The sequence below is a fragment of the Mesorhizobium sp. 2RAF21 genome (assembly GCF_052115345.1).
Classification (GTDB): domain Bacteria; phylum Pseudomonadota; class Alphaproteobacteria; order Rhizobiales; family Rhizobiaceae; genus Mesorhizobium; species Mesorhizobium terrae.
Genome location: NZ_JBFRGM010000007.1, coordinates 271,034 through 290,967 on the forward strand (window position 1 = coordinate 271,034; position 19,934 = coordinate 290,967).

The 19,934-nt window shown below is 61.7% G+C and carries 15 protein-coding genes; 4 read left to right on the forward strand and 11 right to left on the reverse strand.

The features are described 5' to 3' along the window. Positions 1–72: 72 nt before the first annotated feature. From mgtA to AB4136_RS13970, 9 genes are all read right to left on the reverse strand, one after another. Complete coding sequence (mgtA, locus tag AB4136_RS13930; protein ID WP_024926467.1) at positions 73–2,787, reverse strand: magnesium-translocating P-type ATPase; 2,715 nt, start codon at positions 2,785–2,787, stop codon at positions 73–75. Between the two features lie 218 nt (positions 2,788–3,005). After that, a complete protein-coding gene (locus AB4136_RS13935) occupies positions 3,006–3,308 on the reverse strand; it encodes a hypothetical protein (protein ID WP_024926466.1) in 303 nt (100 codons plus the stop codon). 348 nt (positions 3,309–3,656) lie between these two features. Then, on the reverse strand, positions 3,657–4,550 hold the full coding sequence (locus AB4136_RS13940) for a dihydrodipicolinate synthase family protein (protein WP_024926465.1): 894 nt from the start codon (positions 4,548–4,550) through the stop codon (positions 3,657–3,659). A gap of 54 nt (positions 4,551–4,604) precedes the next feature. After that, complete coding sequence (locus AB4136_RS13945; RefSeq protein WP_024926464.1) at positions 4,605–5,351, reverse strand: glucosamine-6-phosphate deaminase; 747 nt, start codon at positions 5,349–5,351, stop codon at positions 4,605–4,607. Position 5,352: 1 nt separating this feature from the next. Next, positions 5,353–6,780: a xylulokinase gene (locus AB4136_RS13950; RefSeq protein WP_024926463.1), complete on the reverse strand. Its 1,428-nt coding sequence runs from the start codon at positions 6,778–6,780 to the stop codon at positions 5,353–5,355. A gap of 75 nt (positions 6,781–6,855) precedes the next feature. Next, positions 6,856–8,199, reverse strand: coding sequence for an aspartate aminotransferase family protein (locus AB4136_RS13955; protein WP_024926462.1), 1,344 nt, complete (start codon positions 8,197–8,199; stop codon positions 6,856–6,858). A gap of 137 nt (positions 8,200–8,336) precedes the next feature. Further along, entirely contained in the window at positions 8,337–10,022 is a 1,686-nt protein-coding gene (locus AB4136_RS13960) for a serine hydrolase domain-containing protein (protein ID WP_024926461.1), read from the reverse strand. Continuing rightward, complete coding sequence (locus AB4136_RS13965; protein WP_024926460.1) at positions 10,019–11,470, reverse strand: leucyl aminopeptidase family protein; 1,452 nt, start codon at positions 11,468–11,470, stop codon at positions 10,019–10,021. The genes AB4136_RS13960 and AB4136_RS13965 overlap by 4 nt, the downstream gene beginning before the upstream one ends. A 2-nt stretch (positions 11,471–11,472) precedes the next feature. Further along, positions 11,473–13,134, reverse strand: a complete 1,662-nt coding sequence (locus tag AB4136_RS13970) for a peptide ABC transporter substrate-binding protein (RefSeq protein ID WP_171020985.1) — start codon at positions 13,132–13,134, stop codon at positions 11,473–11,475. 83 nt (positions 13,135–13,217) lie between these two features. On the opposite strand from AB4136_RS13970, the gene AB4136_RS13975 reads away from it, so the two are divergent. From AB4136_RS13975 to AB4136_RS13985, 3 genes are read left to right on the forward strand one after another with little or no spacing between them, the layout of a single operon-like run. Continuing rightward, on the forward strand, positions 13,218–14,201 hold the full coding sequence (locus AB4136_RS13975; RefSeq protein ID WP_275040871.1) for an ABC transporter permease: 984 nt from the start codon (positions 13,218–13,220) through the stop codon (positions 14,199–14,201). Continuing rightward, positions 14,198–15,148: an ABC transporter permease gene (locus AB4136_RS13980; protein WP_024926457.1), complete on the forward strand. Its 951-nt coding sequence runs from the start codon at positions 14,198–14,200 to the stop codon at positions 15,146–15,148. The genes AB4136_RS13975 and AB4136_RS13980 overlap by 4 nt, the downstream gene beginning before the upstream one ends. 14 nt (positions 15,149–15,162) lie before the next feature. Continuing rightward, positions 15,163–16,848: a dipeptide ABC transporter ATP-binding protein gene (locus tag AB4136_RS13985; protein WP_036255332.1), complete on the forward strand. Its 1,686-nt coding sequence runs from the start codon at positions 15,163–15,165 to the stop codon at positions 16,846–16,848. Here the strand turns inward: AB4136_RS13985 and AB4136_RS13990 are convergent. Continuing rightward, a complete protein-coding gene (locus tag AB4136_RS13990; protein ID WP_024926455.1) occupies positions 16,837–17,712 on the reverse strand; it encodes a GntR family transcriptional regulator in 876 nt (291 codons plus the stop codon). The two genes, AB4136_RS13985 and AB4136_RS13990, sit on opposite strands and share 12 nt — an antisense overlap. A 700-nt stretch (positions 17,713–18,412) precedes the next feature. Here AB4136_RS13990 and AB4136_RS13995 point away from each other — a divergent pair. Beyond that, positions 18,413–18,622, forward strand: coding sequence for a hypothetical protein (locus AB4136_RS13995; RefSeq protein ID WP_137901164.1), 210 nt, complete (start codon positions 18,413–18,415; stop codon positions 18,620–18,622). Between the two features lie 67 nt (positions 18,623–18,689). Here AB4136_RS13995 and AB4136_RS14000 read toward each other — a convergent pair whose 3' ends face one another. Then, complete coding sequence (locus AB4136_RS14000; protein ID WP_137901165.1) at positions 18,690–19,934, reverse strand: aminomethyltransferase family protein; 1,245 nt, start codon at positions 19,932–19,934, stop codon at positions 18,690–18,692.

A 19,934-nucleotide genomic window follows, 5' to 3' on the forward strand; every position in this document is an offset into this window, starting at 1 on the left:
AGTCCGGTCTTGCTAAAGCAGGTTCGGGCAGCCAAAGCCGCCCGAACCCCGTCATCTGCCGTAGCCTTGGTCTCAGAACCACTGTCCGAAACGACGGATGTAGATCGTCTTCATGGTCTGGGCCACGACGCAGTAGCTGAGCAGTGTGGCGACCAACCACGGGAAGTACTGCCAAGGCAGTGGCTGCAGCCCCACCATCGCGCCCAGAGGCGAAAACGGAATGTAGATGCCAAGCACGCAGACCAGCCCGGTCATCAGCATGACCGGAAGTGCGGCCGTGCTTTGAATGAACGGGATCCTCTGAGTACGCAGCATGTGGACCACCAGCGTCTGCGACAGAAGGCCTTCAATGAACCAACCCGACTGGAACAGCGACTGCAATTCCGGCTTGCTCGCGCCGAAGACGAACCACATCAGTGCGAAAGTCGTCATGTCGAAGATCGACGAGGTCGGCCCGATCCAGATCATGAAGCGCCCGATGTTCTTGGCGTCCCATTTGCGGGGCTTCTTCAGAAACTCCTTATCCATCCGGTCCCATGGCAGCGAGAGCTGCGAGATATCATACATCAGGTTCTGGATGAGCAGATGGATGGCCAACATCGGCAGGAACGGGATGAAGGCACTCGCCACCAGCACCGAGAACACATTGCCGAAGTTCGAACTGGCGGTCATGTTCAGGTACTTGATGATGTTGCCGAAGGTTTCGCGTCCCTTAACCACCCCCTCCTCCAGCACCATCAGGCTCTTCTCGAGCAGGATGATGTCGGCAGACTCCTTGGCGATGTCGGTACCGCTGTCGACAGAGATGCCGACGTCGGCGTCACGCAGTGCCGGCGCATCGTTGATACCGTCGCCGAGGAAGCCGACCGTATGGCCATTGGCCTGAAGCGCCTTCAACACACGCGACTTCTGCAACGGCGTCAGCTTGGCGAAAATCGTCCTTTCCTCGACTAGCCGCTGCAATGCCTGTTCGTCCATCGCTTCGATCTCGCGGCCAAGGACAGGCTGGCCGGGTTCCAAACCGACCTCGCGGCAGATCTTGGTGGTGACCACCTCATTGTCGCCGGTCAGCACCTTGATCGTCACGCCATGCTCGGCAAGTGCCGCGATCGCCGGCCCGGCGGTCTCCTTTGGTGGATCGAGGAAGGTGAGGAAGCCTTGAACGACAAGCTCCTTCTCATCGGAGATGCCATAACGGGCCTTGGAGTGGACGCCCGGAAACTCGCGCGTGGCGACGACCAGCACACGGAAACCATCCGCGTTGTAGGCACGCGCCATCGCCATAAGCCGGTTGCGTTCGGCGTCGTCCAGGTCCCGCGTCCCACCTCCCTTGGAAACCTTGGTGGAGATGGCCAGCATCTCTTCGACGGCCCCCTTGCAGACGAGCAGATGTTCGCCGGAGACGCCTTCGACGACGACGGAGAGGCGGCGGCGCACGAAATCGAATGGCAGTTCGTCGACCTTGCTGTAGGTCTGCGCCAAGTGGAAAGGCTTGGGCGCCTGTTCGGCGAAGCGCACCACAGCCTGATCCATCAGGTTCCTGACGCCGCTCTGGTGATGGCTGTTCAGCCAGGCCAGTTGCAGGACGGCGTCGTCACGAGCGCCGCGAACATCGACATGATGTTCAAGGATGATCTTGTCCTGGGTGAGCGTGCCCGTCTTGTCGGTGCACAGAACGTCCATGGCGCCAAAGTTCTGGATGGCGTTGAGACGTTTCACCACGACCTTGCGCCGTGCCATTGCGACCGCGCCCTTGGCCAGATTGGAGGAGACGATCATCGGCAGCATTTCCGGCGTCAGGCCGACCGCAACCGCCAGACCGAACAGAAGCGCCTCCACCCAATCGCCCTTCATCACGCCGTTGATCAGGAAGACGATCGGCACCATCACCAGCATGAAACGGATGAGCAGCCAGCTGACGCTGTTGATGCCGCGGTCGAACGAGGTTTGTGCCCGCGTGCCGACAATGGATTTCGCGAGCGACCCGAAATAGGTCCGCGCACCGGTGGCGACGACAATGGCGGTAGCCGTTCCGCTGACCACATTCGTACCCATGAAGCAGATGTTGGGCACATCCAGCATGTCCATCTGTTCGGTCGCGATACCGGCAGCGGACTTCTCGGCCACGGCGCCAAGCGTGTCGTATTTCTCGACGGGAATGGCTTCACCGGTGAGCGACGCCTGGCTGACAAACAGGTCGCGCGACTCGATCAGCCGTATATCGGCCGGGATCATGTCGCCGGCCGAAAGCCGCACGATATCCCCGGCGACAAGCTCGCGCATGGGAATCTCGATCGTTTCCGGCCTGGCTCCAGCAGATGCGCGGCGCAGCACCGTCGCCGTCGTGCGCACCATGGCTTTTAGAGCCTCGGCCGCTTTTCCGGACCGGTACTCCTGAACGAAACGCATCACCCCGCTGAGAAGAACCATGACCAGGATGATGGTGACCTTGGTCGGGTCGGCATCTTCGCCCGCCTGAAGGGGCAGCCAGATGTCAGTGAAGGCGCTGATGGCGGCGAGCACCATCAACACCATGATGAAGGGATTTTTGAAGGCGGCCAGGAATTGCACGAGGGCATGCGGGCGCTTGTCATGCGCCACCTCGTTCGGCCCATCCTTCGCCAGGCGTTCGATGGCGTCCATCACGACGAGGCCATCGCTGTGGCCCTTTACGTTCGACAGCGTCAGGTCGATGCTGTTCTGCGCCTCCCGAACCGCCCGCATCGACAGTTTTCGCTCGTCCTTCCGCACTGTGGCGGAAAGCGCTCCCTTCATCATCATGTTCATGGTCTTGATCCTCATGTCGTTTTGGAGGACGGCACGGACGCAATACGTCGTTCACCCGTCGAGCGGGCGTGCGACGTCATTCCGGGCCACGCCGATTACTGTCGGTTCTTGAAGAGCTGTTTCAGGAAAGTGTCCGCCGCTCCGGTGGTTAGCCGGTGGCGGCGGACCCGCTTCGTCGTCTGTCGGGCAGATAGATGTGCAAGGTTCTGATCAAGGTCTCAGTCCCATGCATGGGCGCGCTGACGGTCGTCGAGAATGGCACCGAAACGCTCAAAGCGCGACGTCTCGGCGCTGTCGACAGGCGCGTTGGTGACAACGGTCCAGCGGCATTCGAGCCGGCCGGATACGGGGTTTGTCCGCCAACGGATTACCGGTCCGCGGGCGACGCGCCGGGTGGGCGCGGCCGGAAGCCGGATGATCTCAGCGGTTTGCCTGTGGGCTGGGTGCGCCGCATATCCGACGCCACCGCAAAGACGTGCGATGGCCCGGATGCAGCGATGGGCAAAGATTGTGATTTTCATGTCTCACCTCAATGGCGCGCCACTGCAGGCGTCGCGGGTGAGACTAGGAACTAGACCCGACCGGGCGACCGCAGCGGCGTGCTCTCTCGACTACTGTCGCTTGGCATGGTTCGTTGTTCCTGTTGGTCCCGGCGGGACGCATCCCGTCCGTTTGACAATTGCCGGCTTACTCCCTGGCAGCACGTTGCGCCAGTATCTGGTTTCGTCAGATCGCTATACGTTGGGTTCTGCCCGATATACCTAGGTATATGGAGACGGAAAAACACGCGCCGACAGCGCCAGGTTTCAGCCTGACGCCTCTGGCATAATGTGTTCGCGCTGTGTCGCTCCGCGCCGTCGGAAGATCGATCAGCTGCGTTTTTTCAGGGACGCGATCGTATCGCTGATGATCGCCTCAGCTCTCGCACGTTCCTCGCCGACGACAGGCAACCGTGGGAGCCGAACGTGTTCGGGAGCGCCGTAGACCAGATGTTCGGCGAGCTTGATGTACTGGACCAACTTGACGTCAGTATCGAGATGAAACGCCGGCGTCAGCAGGCGATAGAGCGGCAATGCCGAGGCGAAATCGCCGCGCTTCGCTGTCTCGAACAGTTTCACGCATTCGGCGGGCCAGGCATTGGTCATGCCTGACACCCAACCCACAACGCCCAGCGCCAGGCTCTCCAGGATAAGATCGTCGACGCCGCAGAAGATATCGAAACGGTCGCCGAACGCATTGAAGAGGTCGGTCACGCGCCGGATGTCGCCGGTCTCTTCCTTGACGGCGACGATGCCGGGAACATCCTCCAGCATCTTCAGGGTCTCGACATCGACGTCGACCTTGTAGGCGAGAGGGTTGTTGTAGATCATCACCGGAAGATCGCTTGCTCCCGCAACGGCCTTGTACCAGGCTGCGGTTTCGCGTCGGTCGGTGCGGTAGGCGAGGCTGGGGAATACCATCAAGCCCTCCGCGCCCAATTTCTGATAGTTGCGGGCGGCGGCGATCGCGTTGTCCGTGGACAGTTCCGCCAGTCCGGAAAGCAGAGGCACGCGCCCGGCGACCACTTCCTTGGCGGCGCGCACGACCGCATCGCGCTCGGCCTGCGTCAGCGCCGCGTTTTCACCCAACATTGGCAGCACGATGACACCGGACACTCCGTTGCCGATCAGCCGATCGAGGCTGGCCTGGGTTGCTTCGAAATCGATCGTACCCGAAGCATCCATCTTGGTTGTCACCGCAGGAAAGACACCAGTCCAGGTCATGTTCGGCTCCCACTTTGTTCTATTCTTGTCACCTGGCAGAATGCCGAGCGCGCTTCAGGCAAATTGCTTTGAGGCCGGCATCAACGCCGCTTCCGCCAAGATCGACAAATCGGTGTGTCCGAGCAGGCTGGTGACCGGCCAGGCACGATCTTCCCGACCGGCGAGCAGAGCAGCCAACGCCTCGCGCTTGCTCTCACCTGCACACAGCAACAACACTTTCCTTGCGGAACGCAACGTGTTGACGCCCATGGTCACGCCGGTGCTTGGCACGCTGGCCTCATCGGGAAAGTTCGGCCTGTGGGCGTGCCGAGTCTTTTCGTCGAGCGTGACGACATGGGTGTCGAGCTCCCACGACACGCCGGGTTCGTTGAAGGCGATGTGCCCGTTGGCTCCAAGCCCCAATATGGCAAGGTCGATGCCGCCAGCGGCGGCAATCGCGCGGTCGAAGTCGCGGCATTGCTCGGCGGGATCGGCGACATTCCCGCGAAGCAGATGAACTTGCTCGGCGGGCACGTCGATATGATCGATAAGATGCCGTCGCATGAAGGCGTGGTAGCTGCGCGGGTTGTTGGGCGACATGCCCGTATATTCGTCTAGGTTGAACAGTTCGGCATTGCTGAAGCTGATTTCGCCGCGGCGGCAGCGTTCCACCAGATGTTTGTACATTCCGATCGGCGTATCCCCGGTCGGCAGGGCGAGGCTCGTTGCCGAGCCGTCCGCCAGCGAGGCACAAACATAATCCGCGGCAAGCTCCGCCATCGCGGCGCGATCTGCCGCCCAGGTCACGTCCAGTTTCGTCATATCAGTCGGATGCCTCGGCAATCGTGGGGAAGAGCGCTGAATAGCGCCTGTAGATTTTTTCGTAGTCGGTTGAAGCGGCGGAAGGGGTCACCACGCTTGCGCTAAGTGATGCCGGGCGACCCTCCTGCGGAGCAGCCAGCAGCGCGGCGCCAATCGCGGCCGGAGAAGAATGGTCGTAGGTCGTCACCGGGCGACCGAGGATATCGGCCAACATCTGCCGCGTCGAAGGATGGGAAACGGCATGGCCCGCCAGAACGACGCTCTCGATCCGCGAAGTCTCCGCCAGAATGTCGATGCAGCGCCGGATCTCGAAGTGCACGCCCTCCAAATAGGCGCGGGCGATATCATGCGCGCCATGCTGCACCGTCAGGCCATGCAGGACCCCGCGCAGATTGGGATTCCACAACGCCCCCTGCTCGCCGCCGGCGAGATAGGGTGCGAACATCAGGCCGTTGGCGCCGGCCTGCGAAGCGGCGGCGGCCGTGTCGATCCGCCCGTTGTCCCAGCCGAGAAGGTCGTTCAGCCAGCGATAGCTCGTGCCGGTCGAGAGCAGGTCCATTTCGCGGCCGAACACGCCGTCCACGACATGCGGCGTCAAAAGATAACGCCGCAGGGGATCGCGCAACGACTTGCGCAGATTGTCCATGATGATGGTGCTGGAACCGGTGGTGACACAAACCGTGCCCTCTTCCAAGCCGGTCATGGCATGGACGCTGGCGACGGAGTCGGCGCAACCGACCGTCACCGGCAATCCGGAGTGCAGACCGAGACGAGCGGCCATGTCAGCCGTGAGCGGGCTGGTCGAGCGGGCCGGCCCAATGACGGGCAACAGGGCTTCGGAGACACCCCAAATGGCACACAACTCCTGCGACCAGGTCTTCGCGTCCAGATCGTAGAGCCCATAACCCGCGGCTGTCGACGGATCGGTCGTCAGCTCGCCGGTCAATGCGAAATGCAGGAAGTCCTTGGCCGAGAGGATCGACCCGACACTACCGCCGAAACAGTCGAGATGATGGCGGAACATCGGCGCGAGGTAACGCCCGTCGATGGGCATGCCCGTACGCTCATACATCATCCGCCGCTTCGCCTCGTCGAGGAAGCTTGACGTCCAGGCGTCGGCACGACTGTCCATCCAGGTGATCGCGGAGGCAAGCGGTCGATCGCCTTCCATACAGACAAGAGTGGGCAGCTGGCCGGTCAGGCCAATGGCAGAGACGCTCGCGGCGACACCCCCGCCAAGCTGCCTGATCGCCGTCTCCATCGCCGCCAGCCAGTCGAGCGGATTCTGCTCGGCCTGGCCCGGCAATTCCCGTGTCACCGGGAACGACGCCTCGGCGGTGGCGACGACCTGTCCCGCGGCAGACATCGCCACGCATTTGATGGCCGACGTGCCAAGATCGATACCGAGAATGACGTTATCGTTCTTCATTGCGATGCCTGGTAGGAAACAGCGCCTCAGCTTTGCAAGCATCATGCCTGCATGAAAAGGCGCTGGATCGTAAGTTTAGTGTTTTGCCTTCACCGCGCGCATCGCCTCGCCCGCGATGGCGACCGTTTGCGCGATGTCGTCGTCGGTATGGGCGAAGGAGATGAACAGGTTCTCGAACGCACCCGGGTGGAAGAGAACGCCGCGATCGAGCATCTCCTCCCACCACGTCCGGAACACATCGTGACGCGCATGGCGGGCAGCGTCGCGATAGTTGCGGATCGGCTGGTCGGCGAACCACAGCTGCATGACAGGCCCGACGCCGGTCACATAGGCCGGGATATCATTGTCCGCGATCACCTTGGCCAGCCCGTCGAACAATTTCTGGCAGCGCCCGTAGAGCGTATCGTAGAGGCCGGGAGTTGCCAGATGGTCGAGCGTCGCATTGGCAGCTGTCACGGCAATTCCGTTGGCGGCATATGTGCCGGCCATGGAGACGGTGCCGTCGGCGACGAGCGCCATGATGTCCTTGCGGCCGCCGAGCGCCGCGACAGGAAAACCGCCGCCGAGCCCCTTGGCGAAGGTGGAAAGGTCGGGCTGCAGGCCATAATAGCCTTGCGCGCCGCCCAGGCTGAGCCGGAAGCCGGTGATGACCTCGTCGCAGATCAGGATGATCCCCGCCTTGGCGGTCAGGTCCCGCATCGCCTCGAGATAACCCGGCTCCGGCAGGATGCAGCCGGTGTTGCACATGACCGCCTCGGTAATGACGGCGGCGATATTGTGCCCTTCCCGGGCGATCGCGTCACGCAGAGCCTCGACATCGTTCCACGGCAGGATGACGAGCGAGTCGTCGAGACCGGCCGGCATGCCAGGCCCCTGCGGGATCGCCTTCGGCGCCTTGTCGGGACCGGCAGTTTCGATGGTCGGGTGCTTGCTCCAGTAAACACCATCCGAAAACCCGTGATACATGCCCTCGAAGCGGATCAGCTTCTTTCGGCCGGTGAAGGCGCGCGCCAGGCGAACCGCATAAAGAACCGCCTCGGTTCCCGTGTTGCACAGGCGCACCTGTTCGATCGCCGGCACGGCGGCGATGATCTTTTCGGAGAGCGTGATCTCCTCGGCGGCGGGCATGGCAAAGACGGTGCCGCGGTTCTGGATAAAATCAACGACGGCTTCCGTGATCTTCTGCGGCCGATGGCCGAGGATCATCGGCCCAAGCCCGAGCAGGTAGTCGATGTATTCATTCCCATCGACATCGAAGATATGCGAGCCGGTGCCACGGTCGACGAACAGGGGATAGGGATCCCAGCCCGACCACACCGCACGCGCCGTGCTGTTGACGCCGCTTGGGATGATCTCGCTGGAGCGAGCGAAATAGTCGCGACTCCGGGTCGTGCGCGAAGGCGTCTTGTATGCTGGCATAAAATCTCTCCTGGAGAACAGTTTGCATACTTATTATAATGAGTATGATGAGCTGTCAATGCGGGAACGAATATTCGTGGAGACAAAGAAATCGGTTTTGACGGTCGGCCCGCCGATCGCGGCGTCGCCGGCCTGGATCAATCGGTGAAAGTCCGCGAATAGCGATTGCCGTCCCTGGTCACCGAAACAATCTTGCCGTCGACCATTGGTCCGAGCACCAAGCGCTCCGGCGCATGGAGTTCGGCCCCGATCCGAAAGACACTTGACTTCAACTCCACCAGTTCCAGGTCTTCGCCAGGTGCCTCGACGCCGCCCGGCGCGATCAGGAACAGCCGCCCGCCACGTGACACGATGCGGAAATTGGTGAACCAGGGCGAATGCGAGCGATAATGACCAACACATGCGGGCGCAGCCTTGCCGCTCTTGGTCAACGGCGCCGGCACGCGGCGCAGTTCGAGCGGGCCGCAGTTCCAGATGACCTCTTGATCGTCGCCATTCTGCGTCGAAGCGAAGGTCAGGTGGAACGTGCTCAAGGCTGGATGATTAGTGACATATCGCGTCGACCAGGTTTTGAAGACGCGCGCCGTAGCGCTCTTGCCCGAAACCAAAACCTTGCCGTTCTCGTCGACTGTAAAGGTGAGCGTTATCAATTCGCCTTCGGGCGTGCGGGCAGAGAAATCGCCCAGCATCGCGGGTTCGAAGGCGAGAGGATCGCGCACATCCAGATCGAGCTCCGTGGCCGGCATTTCCATTTCCGCGCCTGTCAGCCATGCGTGCGCGGCGCGGGCAAGCACCTGCGCTGCCGGGCAGTCGCCATTGGCGTTGGTCAACACGGCGATGCCGACGTCGTGGTCAAGGTCTGCCAGGATGAAGGTGGCGTAACCCACCATGCCGCCGCCATGGGTGAGACAGCGAGCACCCCTGATCGTTTCGACATTGATGCCGAGACCATAGACGCTCTTTTCGACGCCGGCGTCTGCCAGAAATTCCACGATCGGTTCGCCGCACGGCGCCAGAAGGCCGGTCAGCTGCTGGTATGCATTCTCGCTGGCAACCGCTCTTCCATCCAGGCGGCCGGCACCGAGCAGCATACGCACGAAACGCGCGAGATCCGGGCCGGTCGCGGCGATGTTTCCATCGGAGGTGTTGGTTTCGAACCATGTCGCGGGCGCCAAGACATCGCCAGGAACCCAAGGGCGATCGTCTGCCATCGGCGCATAGCCCACGGCGAAGCGGTGACGCTCCCGGTTGGAGATGCAGGCGACACTATCCGCCATTCCAAGCGGCTCGAGCAGTCTTTCCCTGTACGCCTCCACCGTCGGCCTGCCGGTTACGGCAGACACGACAAGCCCCAGCAGGATGTAGCCGATGTTGGAATAGTGAAAGGCTGTTCCGGGCTCAAAACCGGTCGATAGCTCCCTCAGCCACCACCCCTGACCGAGTTCGTCCGGCAACGAGTCCGTGCCAGCCGGCAATCCAGCGGAATGGTTCAGCAGGTGGCGGAGCGAAAACATCGGATAGTCTGAGCCGACGCTGAACCAGGGCAGATAGGTGGTGATGGGCTTGTCGAGGTCGAGCTTTCCCTCCCCGGCAAGCTGCAGGATCGTCAGGCCGACAAAGGCCTTGCTGATCGAACCGATCGCAAACAGATGATCGCGTCCCACGGGCAAGGCTGCGTCGATATTGGCCTGGCCGAAGGGCAGCTCGAGCAGGGTCGCGTCACGCGAAACGGCGACGATGATCCCGCCCGGCACAGGCCAATGTTGCGTGAACTCATGCGCCAGCTCGCGCAGCCGGCGCAGCACGGTTTCCGAAGATGTCATTGTTCACCCGCGCGGCTGAGCAGGAGCTGCAACAATGCCCGCACCGGCGAGCCGGTGGCTCCGACAGGCCAGGGGGCAAAGCCCTGATCCAGATAGGCGCTCGACCCATTGTCGAGGTGGAGCCAGGGCGTATTGCCGGCAAATGTCCGCAAGTAAGTGGCGGCTAACTGACCACTGTCGGGCACCGAGAGCGGGGCATTAGCGATGTCGGCGACACTCGACTCAATCAGACGCTCGTATTCCACTCGCAGCGGCAGGTGCCAGCCCGGCTCGCCCGCGATCTCGCCGGCTCCACCCAGCTCTTGCGCGAGGGAGGGCGACGTAGACCAGCAACCCCACAGCAAGGGACCAACGCCACCGCCGTCCGTCAGCGTACCAACGTCGATGATCTCACCGACCCCGCCGCGCGCCAGATAGGCGACAGCGTCGGCCAACACCAAGCGGCCCTCGCAATCGGTGTCGACAACTTCAGTGCGCCGTCCGTCGGGATGACGAACGACATCGCCGGGGCGCAAGGCATGACCGCCCGGCATGTTCTCCGCCAGCGGCAACAGTGCGGTCACGTCCGGGTCTAGGCCAATTTCCGCCGCCGCGAAAATGGCGCCAGCCACCGCGGCAGCGGCGGCCATGTCGGCCTTCATCCAGGCGATTTCCTGAAGGGTGCGTTTCAGGTTGATGCCGCCGGAATCGAAGGTGATGCCTTTGCCAACCAATCCCAACCGCGCCTTCGACCGAGCCGGATTGAGACACAACACGAACGGTTTGTTGGAACTGCCGCGGCCCACCGCCAGCGTCGCTCCGAAGCCGCGTTTGGCGAGTTCCGCCTCGTCCCATATCTCGGCATCGATGCCCAACTGCTGCGCGCGTTCGGCAATCACCTGCGCCAGACGCTCCGGGATGAGATCGCCGCCCGGCGTCTCGACAAGGTCGCGCACCCAGTTGACCGCCCTGCCCGCGACCCTGCCAATCTCGAAGCCGCGTTTCACGTTGGCGCCGGTCGCCAGCAGGTCGACGACCGTCTCCGCCTTGTCAGACCGGTCATAGGTACCGATCAGGCAAGCTTCCGCCGCAGCTCGCGCTATCGAGGCCTGGTCTGAACCGAGCCCGTCCAGGCTGACGACACATCGCCCCCTGTCCCGCAAGAAATGCGCCGCGGGCATCAAGGCCTCGCGCAGGATGTTTGCGGTGAAGGCTTCCCGCGACCCGACGCCAACCGCAAGCACGGCCGGTCCGTCCTGCGAGGGCACCAGCAGCGCCGAAAGCTGGCCGGACGTGCCCTTGAACAGACCGTCGCGACGCAGCATGGCGACGGATTGACCATGCGCCGAACTGCCGGACAGCCCGGCGTCGGCAAACTCCGGGCCGTGGGGCCCGGCGAATGCGGGCATCACCAGGATGTCCGCATTCTTAAGGACCGCACGGTCGCTGCTGAGCCGCACCTCGATCATGCTTATTTCACCTTGTGGACGTTCATCAGCGTCTCAGTCGACAGATTGTTGACCGAACCGACCAGAGGCGAAAGCACGAAACCATCCCATTTCGGGCTGTGGGCTTCGATGACGTTTGGATAGTTGAGCACGATGTAAGGACGCGCTTCGAAAATGTGCTTCTGCATCGCCGAAATCTCGGCCAACCGCTCCTTCTTGTCGAGCAGCGTGCCCTGCTTCAGATACATTTTGTCGTAGTCGGCGTTGCAGTAACCGCTGTCGCTGTTTCCGCCGCGCGCCCCGCAGGTAACGATGCTCAGCATGAAGTCCGGCTCCACCGGCGGCACCCAGCTCCACATCGCGAAGTCGTAATCAAGGTATTTGGCCTCAGGCGCGTGAATGGCCTCGGTGGCCGCACCTGGATCCATCTTGCGCTGGGTTACCTCGATGCCGATCTTCTTGAAGCCGGCCTGGATGATCTGGAAAGCGCGATCGCCCGTGCCATTCTCTTCCGTCGGGAAGATCACTTCGTAGGACATGCGTTTGCCGTCCACGACCCGGATACCGTCGCCCCCCTTCTTGAACCCCTTGCCCTCCAGGATTTCGTTGGCCTTGTCGGTATCATAGGGCAGCGGCTTGATCGCCTCGTCGTGGAAGCCGGTTGCCGGTGCTACGATGGTCGAACCGGGCGCCGAGAACCCGAGCCAGACGATCTTGTCGATAGTCTCGCGATCAATGGCGTATTCCAGCGCTTCGCGCACCTTCGGATCAAGCAGTTCCCGGTTCTTGGGCTTGTCCGGGCTGGTGTTGATGATGAGCGTTTTCATTCCAACGCTCGGCCCGCTCAGCACCGTCATGCCGGCCTTTTTCAGGGTCTCCACGGCAGTCGGTGGTGTCTGCTCGCCAATCATGTCGAGCTTGTCGGTCACGAGGGCGGTGATCATGGCATCGTCATTGGCGAAGAACTGCAGGCCGAAACCGTCGATGACCGGCTTTTTCTTACCCCACCAGTTCGGATTGCGAGCGAAGAGCGCAATCTGCTCATTGTCGTGCTTGGTCAGCACGAAGGGACCACCCGCCACAACCGGTGCCGTGTTGGGGAAGGTCGATATCTGTTCGCCATTTCCTTCCGTGAGGGGCTCCCACACATGCCGCGGGAGAATAGGAAGCGCCTGGAGTTGCGTCAGCACATTGGCGACCGGCAGCTTATAGGTGAGCACCAGGGTGTTGTCGTCGGAAGCCTGGGCATCCGCCATGTGGGCGACCCAGCCGGCCAGTTTGCCTGTAGTTCCGGTCTGAAACTTGCGGATCATATTGAAGGTGAAGGCCGCGTCTTTTGCCGTCAGCGGCTCGCCGTCCGACCATTTTGCTCCCGGAATGGTGTGGAACGTCCAGACCTTGCCTTCTTCCGACACCTCCCACTTGGTCGCGAACGATGGCACGATCTGCAGCTTGGCATCATATTCGGTCAGATGTGGGTACACATATTGGTACATGACCGAGCTGTAGTCTGAATCCGAGACAAATGGATTGAGTGAGTCGATCGGCTGCGTGGCGCCGATGCGCAGGATCTCGGCCGCGGAGGCAGCTGGCGTAAACGGCGCCTGAAAGACCGTCGCGGCGACGACCGCTGCGGCAAACGTTAGGGTACGCATGTTCCAACTCTGGTGAGGCTTCTTTTTCATTGTCATCTCCCGAGATGCAAGAATCCCCAAAATGGGTACTTGCTTCATATTCAGGCTACTGAGTATGATAAGTGCATGTCAAGGTGCTTGGGAGGAGCGAGGCATTGCGGGGTTCGGCCTTTGTATGGAAGCGAATCGTTTTCGCTGTGGTCACGGTTTTCGTTGCCCTGACGCTTAACTTTATCCTGTTCCGCGTCCTTCCTGGCGGGCCTATTAGCCAGATATCGCGTGTGCCGAACGCATCCCCGGCGCTCAAGCAGGCGCTTACCGCGCAGTTCGGCCTCGATAAGCCGATTTGGGAGCAATATCTGCTCTATCTCCAACAGACGCTGCACGGCAATCTTGGCGTTTCCTACATGAACCGTCAGCCCGTGCTCGACAATTTGATCGAGGCATTTGGCAACACCATCCCCATGGTGGCGACGGGAACGGTCCTGGCGCTGATGATGGGCGGCCTCGTCGGCGTGATTTCCGCCGTGCGCCGGGGCAGCGCGACCGATCACCTCAGCACCAATATCGCCGTCTTGTTCTACGCGTTCCCAACGCAATTCCTGGGCATGATGCTTCTCATCATCTTCGCCGGGGTCCTGCCTTCCGCAGGCATGAGCGACCCATTCGCCATCGGCGGTTCGCAGTGGGATGTCTTTCTCGACACGCTCAAACACATGATCCTGCCGGTGGCGACGCTGGCGCTGACACTCTTCGCCGAGAATGCGCTTATCGTCCGTTCCGCCATGCTGGAAACGCTGGGCGAGGACTATATCCTGACGGCGAAGGCCAAGGGCGTGCCGCGCCACCGGCTCATCCGCGCGCACGCCTTGCGCAACGCCATGCTGCCCATCGTCACCATGGTGGCAATGTCGCTCGGTGCGGTCGTCACCGGCTCCATCCTGATCGAGGTCATCTTCTCATGGCCGGGTATCGGCCGCGCGCTCTACACTGCGGTGCTCAAGCGCGACTATCCGATGCTGCAGGGCGGGTTCCTCGCCATCACCGTCGTGGTGATCACCTTCAACCTGATCGCCGACCTCATCTACTACAAGCTTGATCCCCGGATAACGACATGACCCTTTCCCTGCCTGGGGCCACTGCCCCAGAAACCGAGACGCGTCTCGGTTTCTGGCCGATGTTGAACGATGTGCTGCATCAACCCGCGGCACTGGTGGGCTCGGCCATCGTTGCCGTGTTCGTTCTGCTCGCGCTCATTTCGCCGCTGATCGAACCTTACAGCGTCCATGAAGCGACATGCGCCGTTTTCGAGCCGCCTTCCTGGCAACACTGGTTCGGCTGCGACGATGGCGGCATCGACGTGTTCAGCCTTGTGTTGCGCGGCGGCCGCATTTCCATGATCGTCGGCGCCATCGCGACACTGATCGCCATCGGCATCGGCGCCACGATCGGCGTTCTTTCGGGCTATTTCGGCGGTTGGGTCGATACTGTTCTGATGCGCATCACCGACTATTTCCTGGTCATCCCGCAGATCGTGCTGATGATCGTGATCGCCGCGGTGTGGGGGCCGAGCCTGTCTCACGTCATCATCGTCATCGGCGCCCTGATGTGGACCAGTACGGCACGACTGATCCGCGCCCAGGTCAAGAGCCTGCGCGAACGGGTCTATGTGAAGCGGGTCGAGGCGCTGGGCGCCAGCCATCTCCACATCATCATGCGCCACATCATCCCGCAGATCGGGCCGCTTCTTGTCGCCAACACGGTGCTGGCCATCACAGTCGCCATCTTCAACGAGACCGCGCTCGCATTCCTCGGCCTTTCGGACCCCACGGCGATCACCTGGGGCACCATTATGGAGCACGCCTTCGACCGTGCGGCCGTCAGCAGCGGCGCCTGGTGGGCGATCGTCCCGGCAGGCGTTGCCGTCGCCGTGCTGATCATGGGCTGCTACATGCTCGGCCGCTCCATCGAAGACGGGCTGAACCCACGGCTCAAGGTCTCATATCTTTCATTGCATGGCTGGAAACTGCGCCCGCTCGTCGGCCGTGGACCGGACGCGATATGACAAGGAACTCCAGGTTGAGCAGCGCCTTCGCAATCCAGGACTTGAATATCTGGTTCGGCACCAATGCCGGCGGCCGCCGCGCCGAATTTCATGTCGTGAAGAACGTCAACATCGAACTCGCACCTGGCGAGCGCATTGGACTGGTCGGCGAATCCGGTTCCGGCAAGACAACCACCATCCTTGCCGCCATGGGACTTTTGCCGGCAAACGCGGAAGTGTCCGGCCGCATCCTGCTTGGCGGACAGGATATTCTGCGGAACGGCGAGGCAAGCATCGCCCCCCACCGCTGGAAGGACATCGCCATGGTGTTCCAGGGCGCGATGAGTGCGTTCAATCCGGTCAAGACCATAGGCTGGCAGATCGCGGAGGCCATGCAGATGCACGGTGTCGCGCGCGGTGTCGCCATGGCGCGCCGGATCGGTGAGCTTCTGGAACTGGTCGGCATACCTGCGGATCACGCCGGGCGCTTTCCGCATCAGCTTTCCGGCGGCATGCGCCAGCGCGCCATGATCGCGATGGCCCTGGCCTGCGAACCCAAGGTGTTGCTGGCCGACGAACCGACGACCGCGCTGGACGTGATGGTGCAGGATCAGGTGATGAAGCTGCTGGTGCGGCTCAGCAAGGAGCTGAACCTGGCGCTTGTGCTCGTCACCCACGATCTCGCCGTCGTCGCCCAGAGCTGCCACCGCGCGGCCGTGATGCTGAAAGGCGAAGTGATCGAACAGGGAGAGGTTGGCGATCTCTATCATCGCCCCCAGCACGAATACACTCGCAAGCTTTTCGAGGCGACGCCTGACGTGTTCTCGGCGGCAAAGGCGAACCAAAGCGGTTCAGCGGCGCCGGACAAGGCACCAAGTGCCTCGCCCCTGCTCGACGTGCGGGATATCACCGTATCATACCCACGCGCCCGCACCTTCCGCGACATGATACGTGGGCAAGACCCTCAAATCCCCGCCGCCGTCGAGAACGTCTCGATCCATGTTGACCGCGGCGAGATGGTGGCACTTGTCGGCCAATCCGGCAGCGGCAAGACGACGACGCTGCAGGCCGTGCTTGGCATGATCAAGGCGCGCAGCGGTTCCATTCGTATCAACGGCCACGACGTCACTCATCTCAAGAGCCGCCATTGGCGACCGCTTCGACGCCATGTCCAGATGATCTACCAGGATCCCTACGAGTCGCTCGACCTGCGCTATCGCGTCCGCTCCACGGTCGAGGAACCGTTGCGTGTTCATGGCATCGGCCTCACGGCGAAGGAGCGCGAGATGCTGATCTGCGCGGCTCTCGAACGCGTCGGGCTGACGCCCGTCGAACGTTATCTCAACCGGTTCCCGCATGAGCTTTCCGGCGGTCAGCGGCAACGCGTTGCAATTGCAGCCGCCATCGTGCTCAAGCCGGAACTGCTGTTGGCCGATGAGCCGGTTTCGATGCTCGACGTATCAGTGCGCGCCGGCGTGCTCGAACTGCTCAATGAGCTGCGCACGGATTCCAAAATGGGTATCCTTATGATCACGCACGACCTGTCGACAGCGGTTCACTACGCCGACCGCATCGCCGTCATGCATCAAGGCAGGATCGTGGAAGAAGGCAACGCTGCAGCGGTCGTCGGTTCGCCCAAGGCGCCCTATACGCGCGCGTTGCTGGCCAGCATTCCCCATCCTGATCCGGAACGGTCCGCGCTGGCCGATTTAACGGCCTGAGCGCCCGGACGACTTCTTCGCAACCGGCAGAACCGAGCGCTTGCTGCCATGCAGTGGCAGCACCACCCATTGTTTCATGTCGGTTGGCTGCAGCAGGTGCCGGCTTCCCGACCCGGACGTATAGAATACGAAATCCGAGGCCTTGTAGGTCTGCTGATAACAATCGAAGGCCTTGCCGTCGGCGGTGAAGGAAACGCCCCTGATGCGCACGACCTGGTCGCGCGAACCGAGGTCGAGTATCTCGCGCTCGGTGGGTGTCGGCCTGTCCACTTCCAGCGATTGTTCGACATAGTCGTCCCGCAGGCCGTAGCGTTCGGCAAGCAAGGCATAAAGCGAGTCGCCCGCTTCGAGATCCTTGTCGTCGATCGCCGGCACGAGGCTGAGCGGCAACACCGCCTGTTCCAGGATCGCCGGGGTTGTCCGAAAGCTGCGCCGCCTGATGATCTCCCAGACCGGCTGGCCGAGTTCGATCGACAGCGCCTTGGCGATCTCGGGGCTGGGCGAACCGATGTTGATGCCGAGCAGTTCCGTGGCAAGCTCAGGCCCGCTGCCCGAAGGTGAAAGCGTTTCCAGAAGGCGCCCAGCCCGACTGGGTTCGCTGACGATGCGATCCCTGGCGACGAAGGTCCCGATGCCCTGATGACGGTGAATCCGGCCGGAATGTTCCAGCTTGTCCAGCGCATGACGCACCGAGATCAGGCTGACGCCTGTCAACTTGGCGAGTTCAGTCGTGCTCGGCAATTTGTCGCCGCCGCTCAAATTGTTCGTGGCAATGAAATCGAGGATCCAGTCATGAACGACCAGATAGCGGAGTTTCCGCTCCTCGTTTTCCTGTGACGCGATCTGTTTTTGCCGTTGAGCCAAAGTCACTACCTCGGCATGTTGATTGACACGTAACCCATCCGCCTTCCAACCGCTCCAGCCGACAACAAAGTGCAGCTGTCATACTGAGAACGACAAGCTGATGCTAGCAGCTTTGTTACAGGAATGCGAAACTTACATGTATTGTTGGGGCAAGCGGGAAATGCCTCGCGGCAAGCCCGTTTCAGCGATTGCCGACATGGCAGTTTTCAGTTCGGCCGGCGCAGATCGCCTCCGGTCGCACGCGGACCTCAAAACAACCAGTTCCGCCATCTTCGGGACGCCTCAGATCATCAAGTAGACCGAGAACAGAATGATGATGGCGGCGACGATGGGTACGCCCCAATCGCTCAGGAACCGCGAGGGATATTTCGTGTCCAGATGAAGGAATGACATAGCACTCCCTCCTCAAAGGGCTGGTGTGTCGCCCCATGCAGCCGAGCCCGATTTCGGCCGCCGACTGAACAGCGAAATTATACACCCGAGACCCGTCGACCGCAAAACCCACGGTCTCGCAGGACAGATAAACACGGGCCGATGCCGCGAGCCGATCGGCGGACGCGACCCAGTGTGAGCCATTTCATGGTTGGCGGTGCGCGTCGGGTCGATTGTAGGCCGGCAGAGATCAACCGGCCGCTCTTCGAGCGCTGTTGTTCGGACAAGAGTTCGGTCCGCGTTAAAACCAGGCAGGAGGCGAACATAGATGCGTATGTGTGTGCGACCCGCGAAACGCGACGGCGATGTCAAAGAGCTTTTTGACCGCCGATTGGCCAAGGAGGATGTCTCCACGCGAGACGGTGGCGTATCGCTGTCGATCGTCGCACGCGACATGTATGCGAAAGGCTCGAACTATCACTACACGATCACGCTGACGCACACCGAGCTTGCCGCGCTAGCCGACGCCGCCAGATAAACGCGAGGCCGGCACCGCACCGACGGTCGCATCGTTGCGACCCGCAAGCAACCGGCATCCCTTGCCTCTAACGCTCACCCGGCGGGAAGGCTGAGCGACGCTCCAGCTTGATGAAGGGTCGCGGCACGACTTTCGCCCGCTTCATCATCTTGTGATACTGCAATTCCCGCATCGCATAGATTTCGACCCAGAGATCGTCAACGATCGTATCGCCGTAAGGTCGCTGCAAACTGGCAATCGCGATGTTGCGCTTTGCCGTCGGCGACCAGATCGCGGCGGTGACCAGGCCGATTTCGCGTTTGCCACGATGATAGACGATGGCGTGTTCGGCCAGAACGTTGCCCTCGATTTCCAGACCCACCAGAATGCGCTTCAGCGTCTTGTCGCGCCGCGCGGCCAGGATCGCTCGACGCCCGTTGAAATGCCCCTTGTCGGGATCGACCATGAAGCCGAGCCCGATCTCGTCGGGCATGCACGGACGATCGGCGCGAATGGCGTGGTCCGCGGTGACAAAATCCGCGTTGGCGACAATCAATCCCGCCTCGATGCGCGCCCGGTTGAGTGCGGTGTAACCGATCGGGCGGATGCCGTGCTCGCGGCCGGCCGTCACCAGCCGGTCCCACAGGCTGAGCGCCAGATCGGACGGCACGAACAATTCGTAGCCGAGATCACCGGTAAATCCGGTTCTCGAGATCGTCACCGCGCCGTTTTCGTGCGGAAAATCGGCAAGATCAAAAATCCGTAGCTTCTCTACACCGGCAAAGCCGGCATCGCGCAAGACGGCATAGGCGGTCGGACCTTGCAGGGCCAGACCGGCAACCGCTTCGGTCTCCTCAGATACACTGACATCAAAACCGATAGCGCTGTCCAACAGCCATGGCAGGTGGCGTTCCTGACAGCACAGACGGAACCTGTCGGTGGAGAACCGAAATAGCGTGCCGTCGTCGAGAACATGGCCGCCATCGTCGCACCACGCCGTATAGTGAACCTTGCCGGGTTTGAGCTTGGCGACGTCCCGGAGCGTTACCCGATTGAGGAACGCCTCGGCATCATCGCCCTCGACGAGGTATTTGACCATGGGAGAAATGTCGAAGAGCGCCGCCTGGCTGCGAATTGCGAAATATTCGAGCTCTTCATCCCACAGCGACAACGGCGCCTTGTAGCCGCTCCAGCTGTACCAATCCTGCCTGGCGGCCAGCGCTTCGATGCGTGGCTGGAATGGCGTCGGCAAACGAAGGGTGCGGAAATGCTGCTGCCTGGCAATCCGCAGTACGTGTCCGGATGGGGCATTGGTCATATCGGTGTTGCGCAT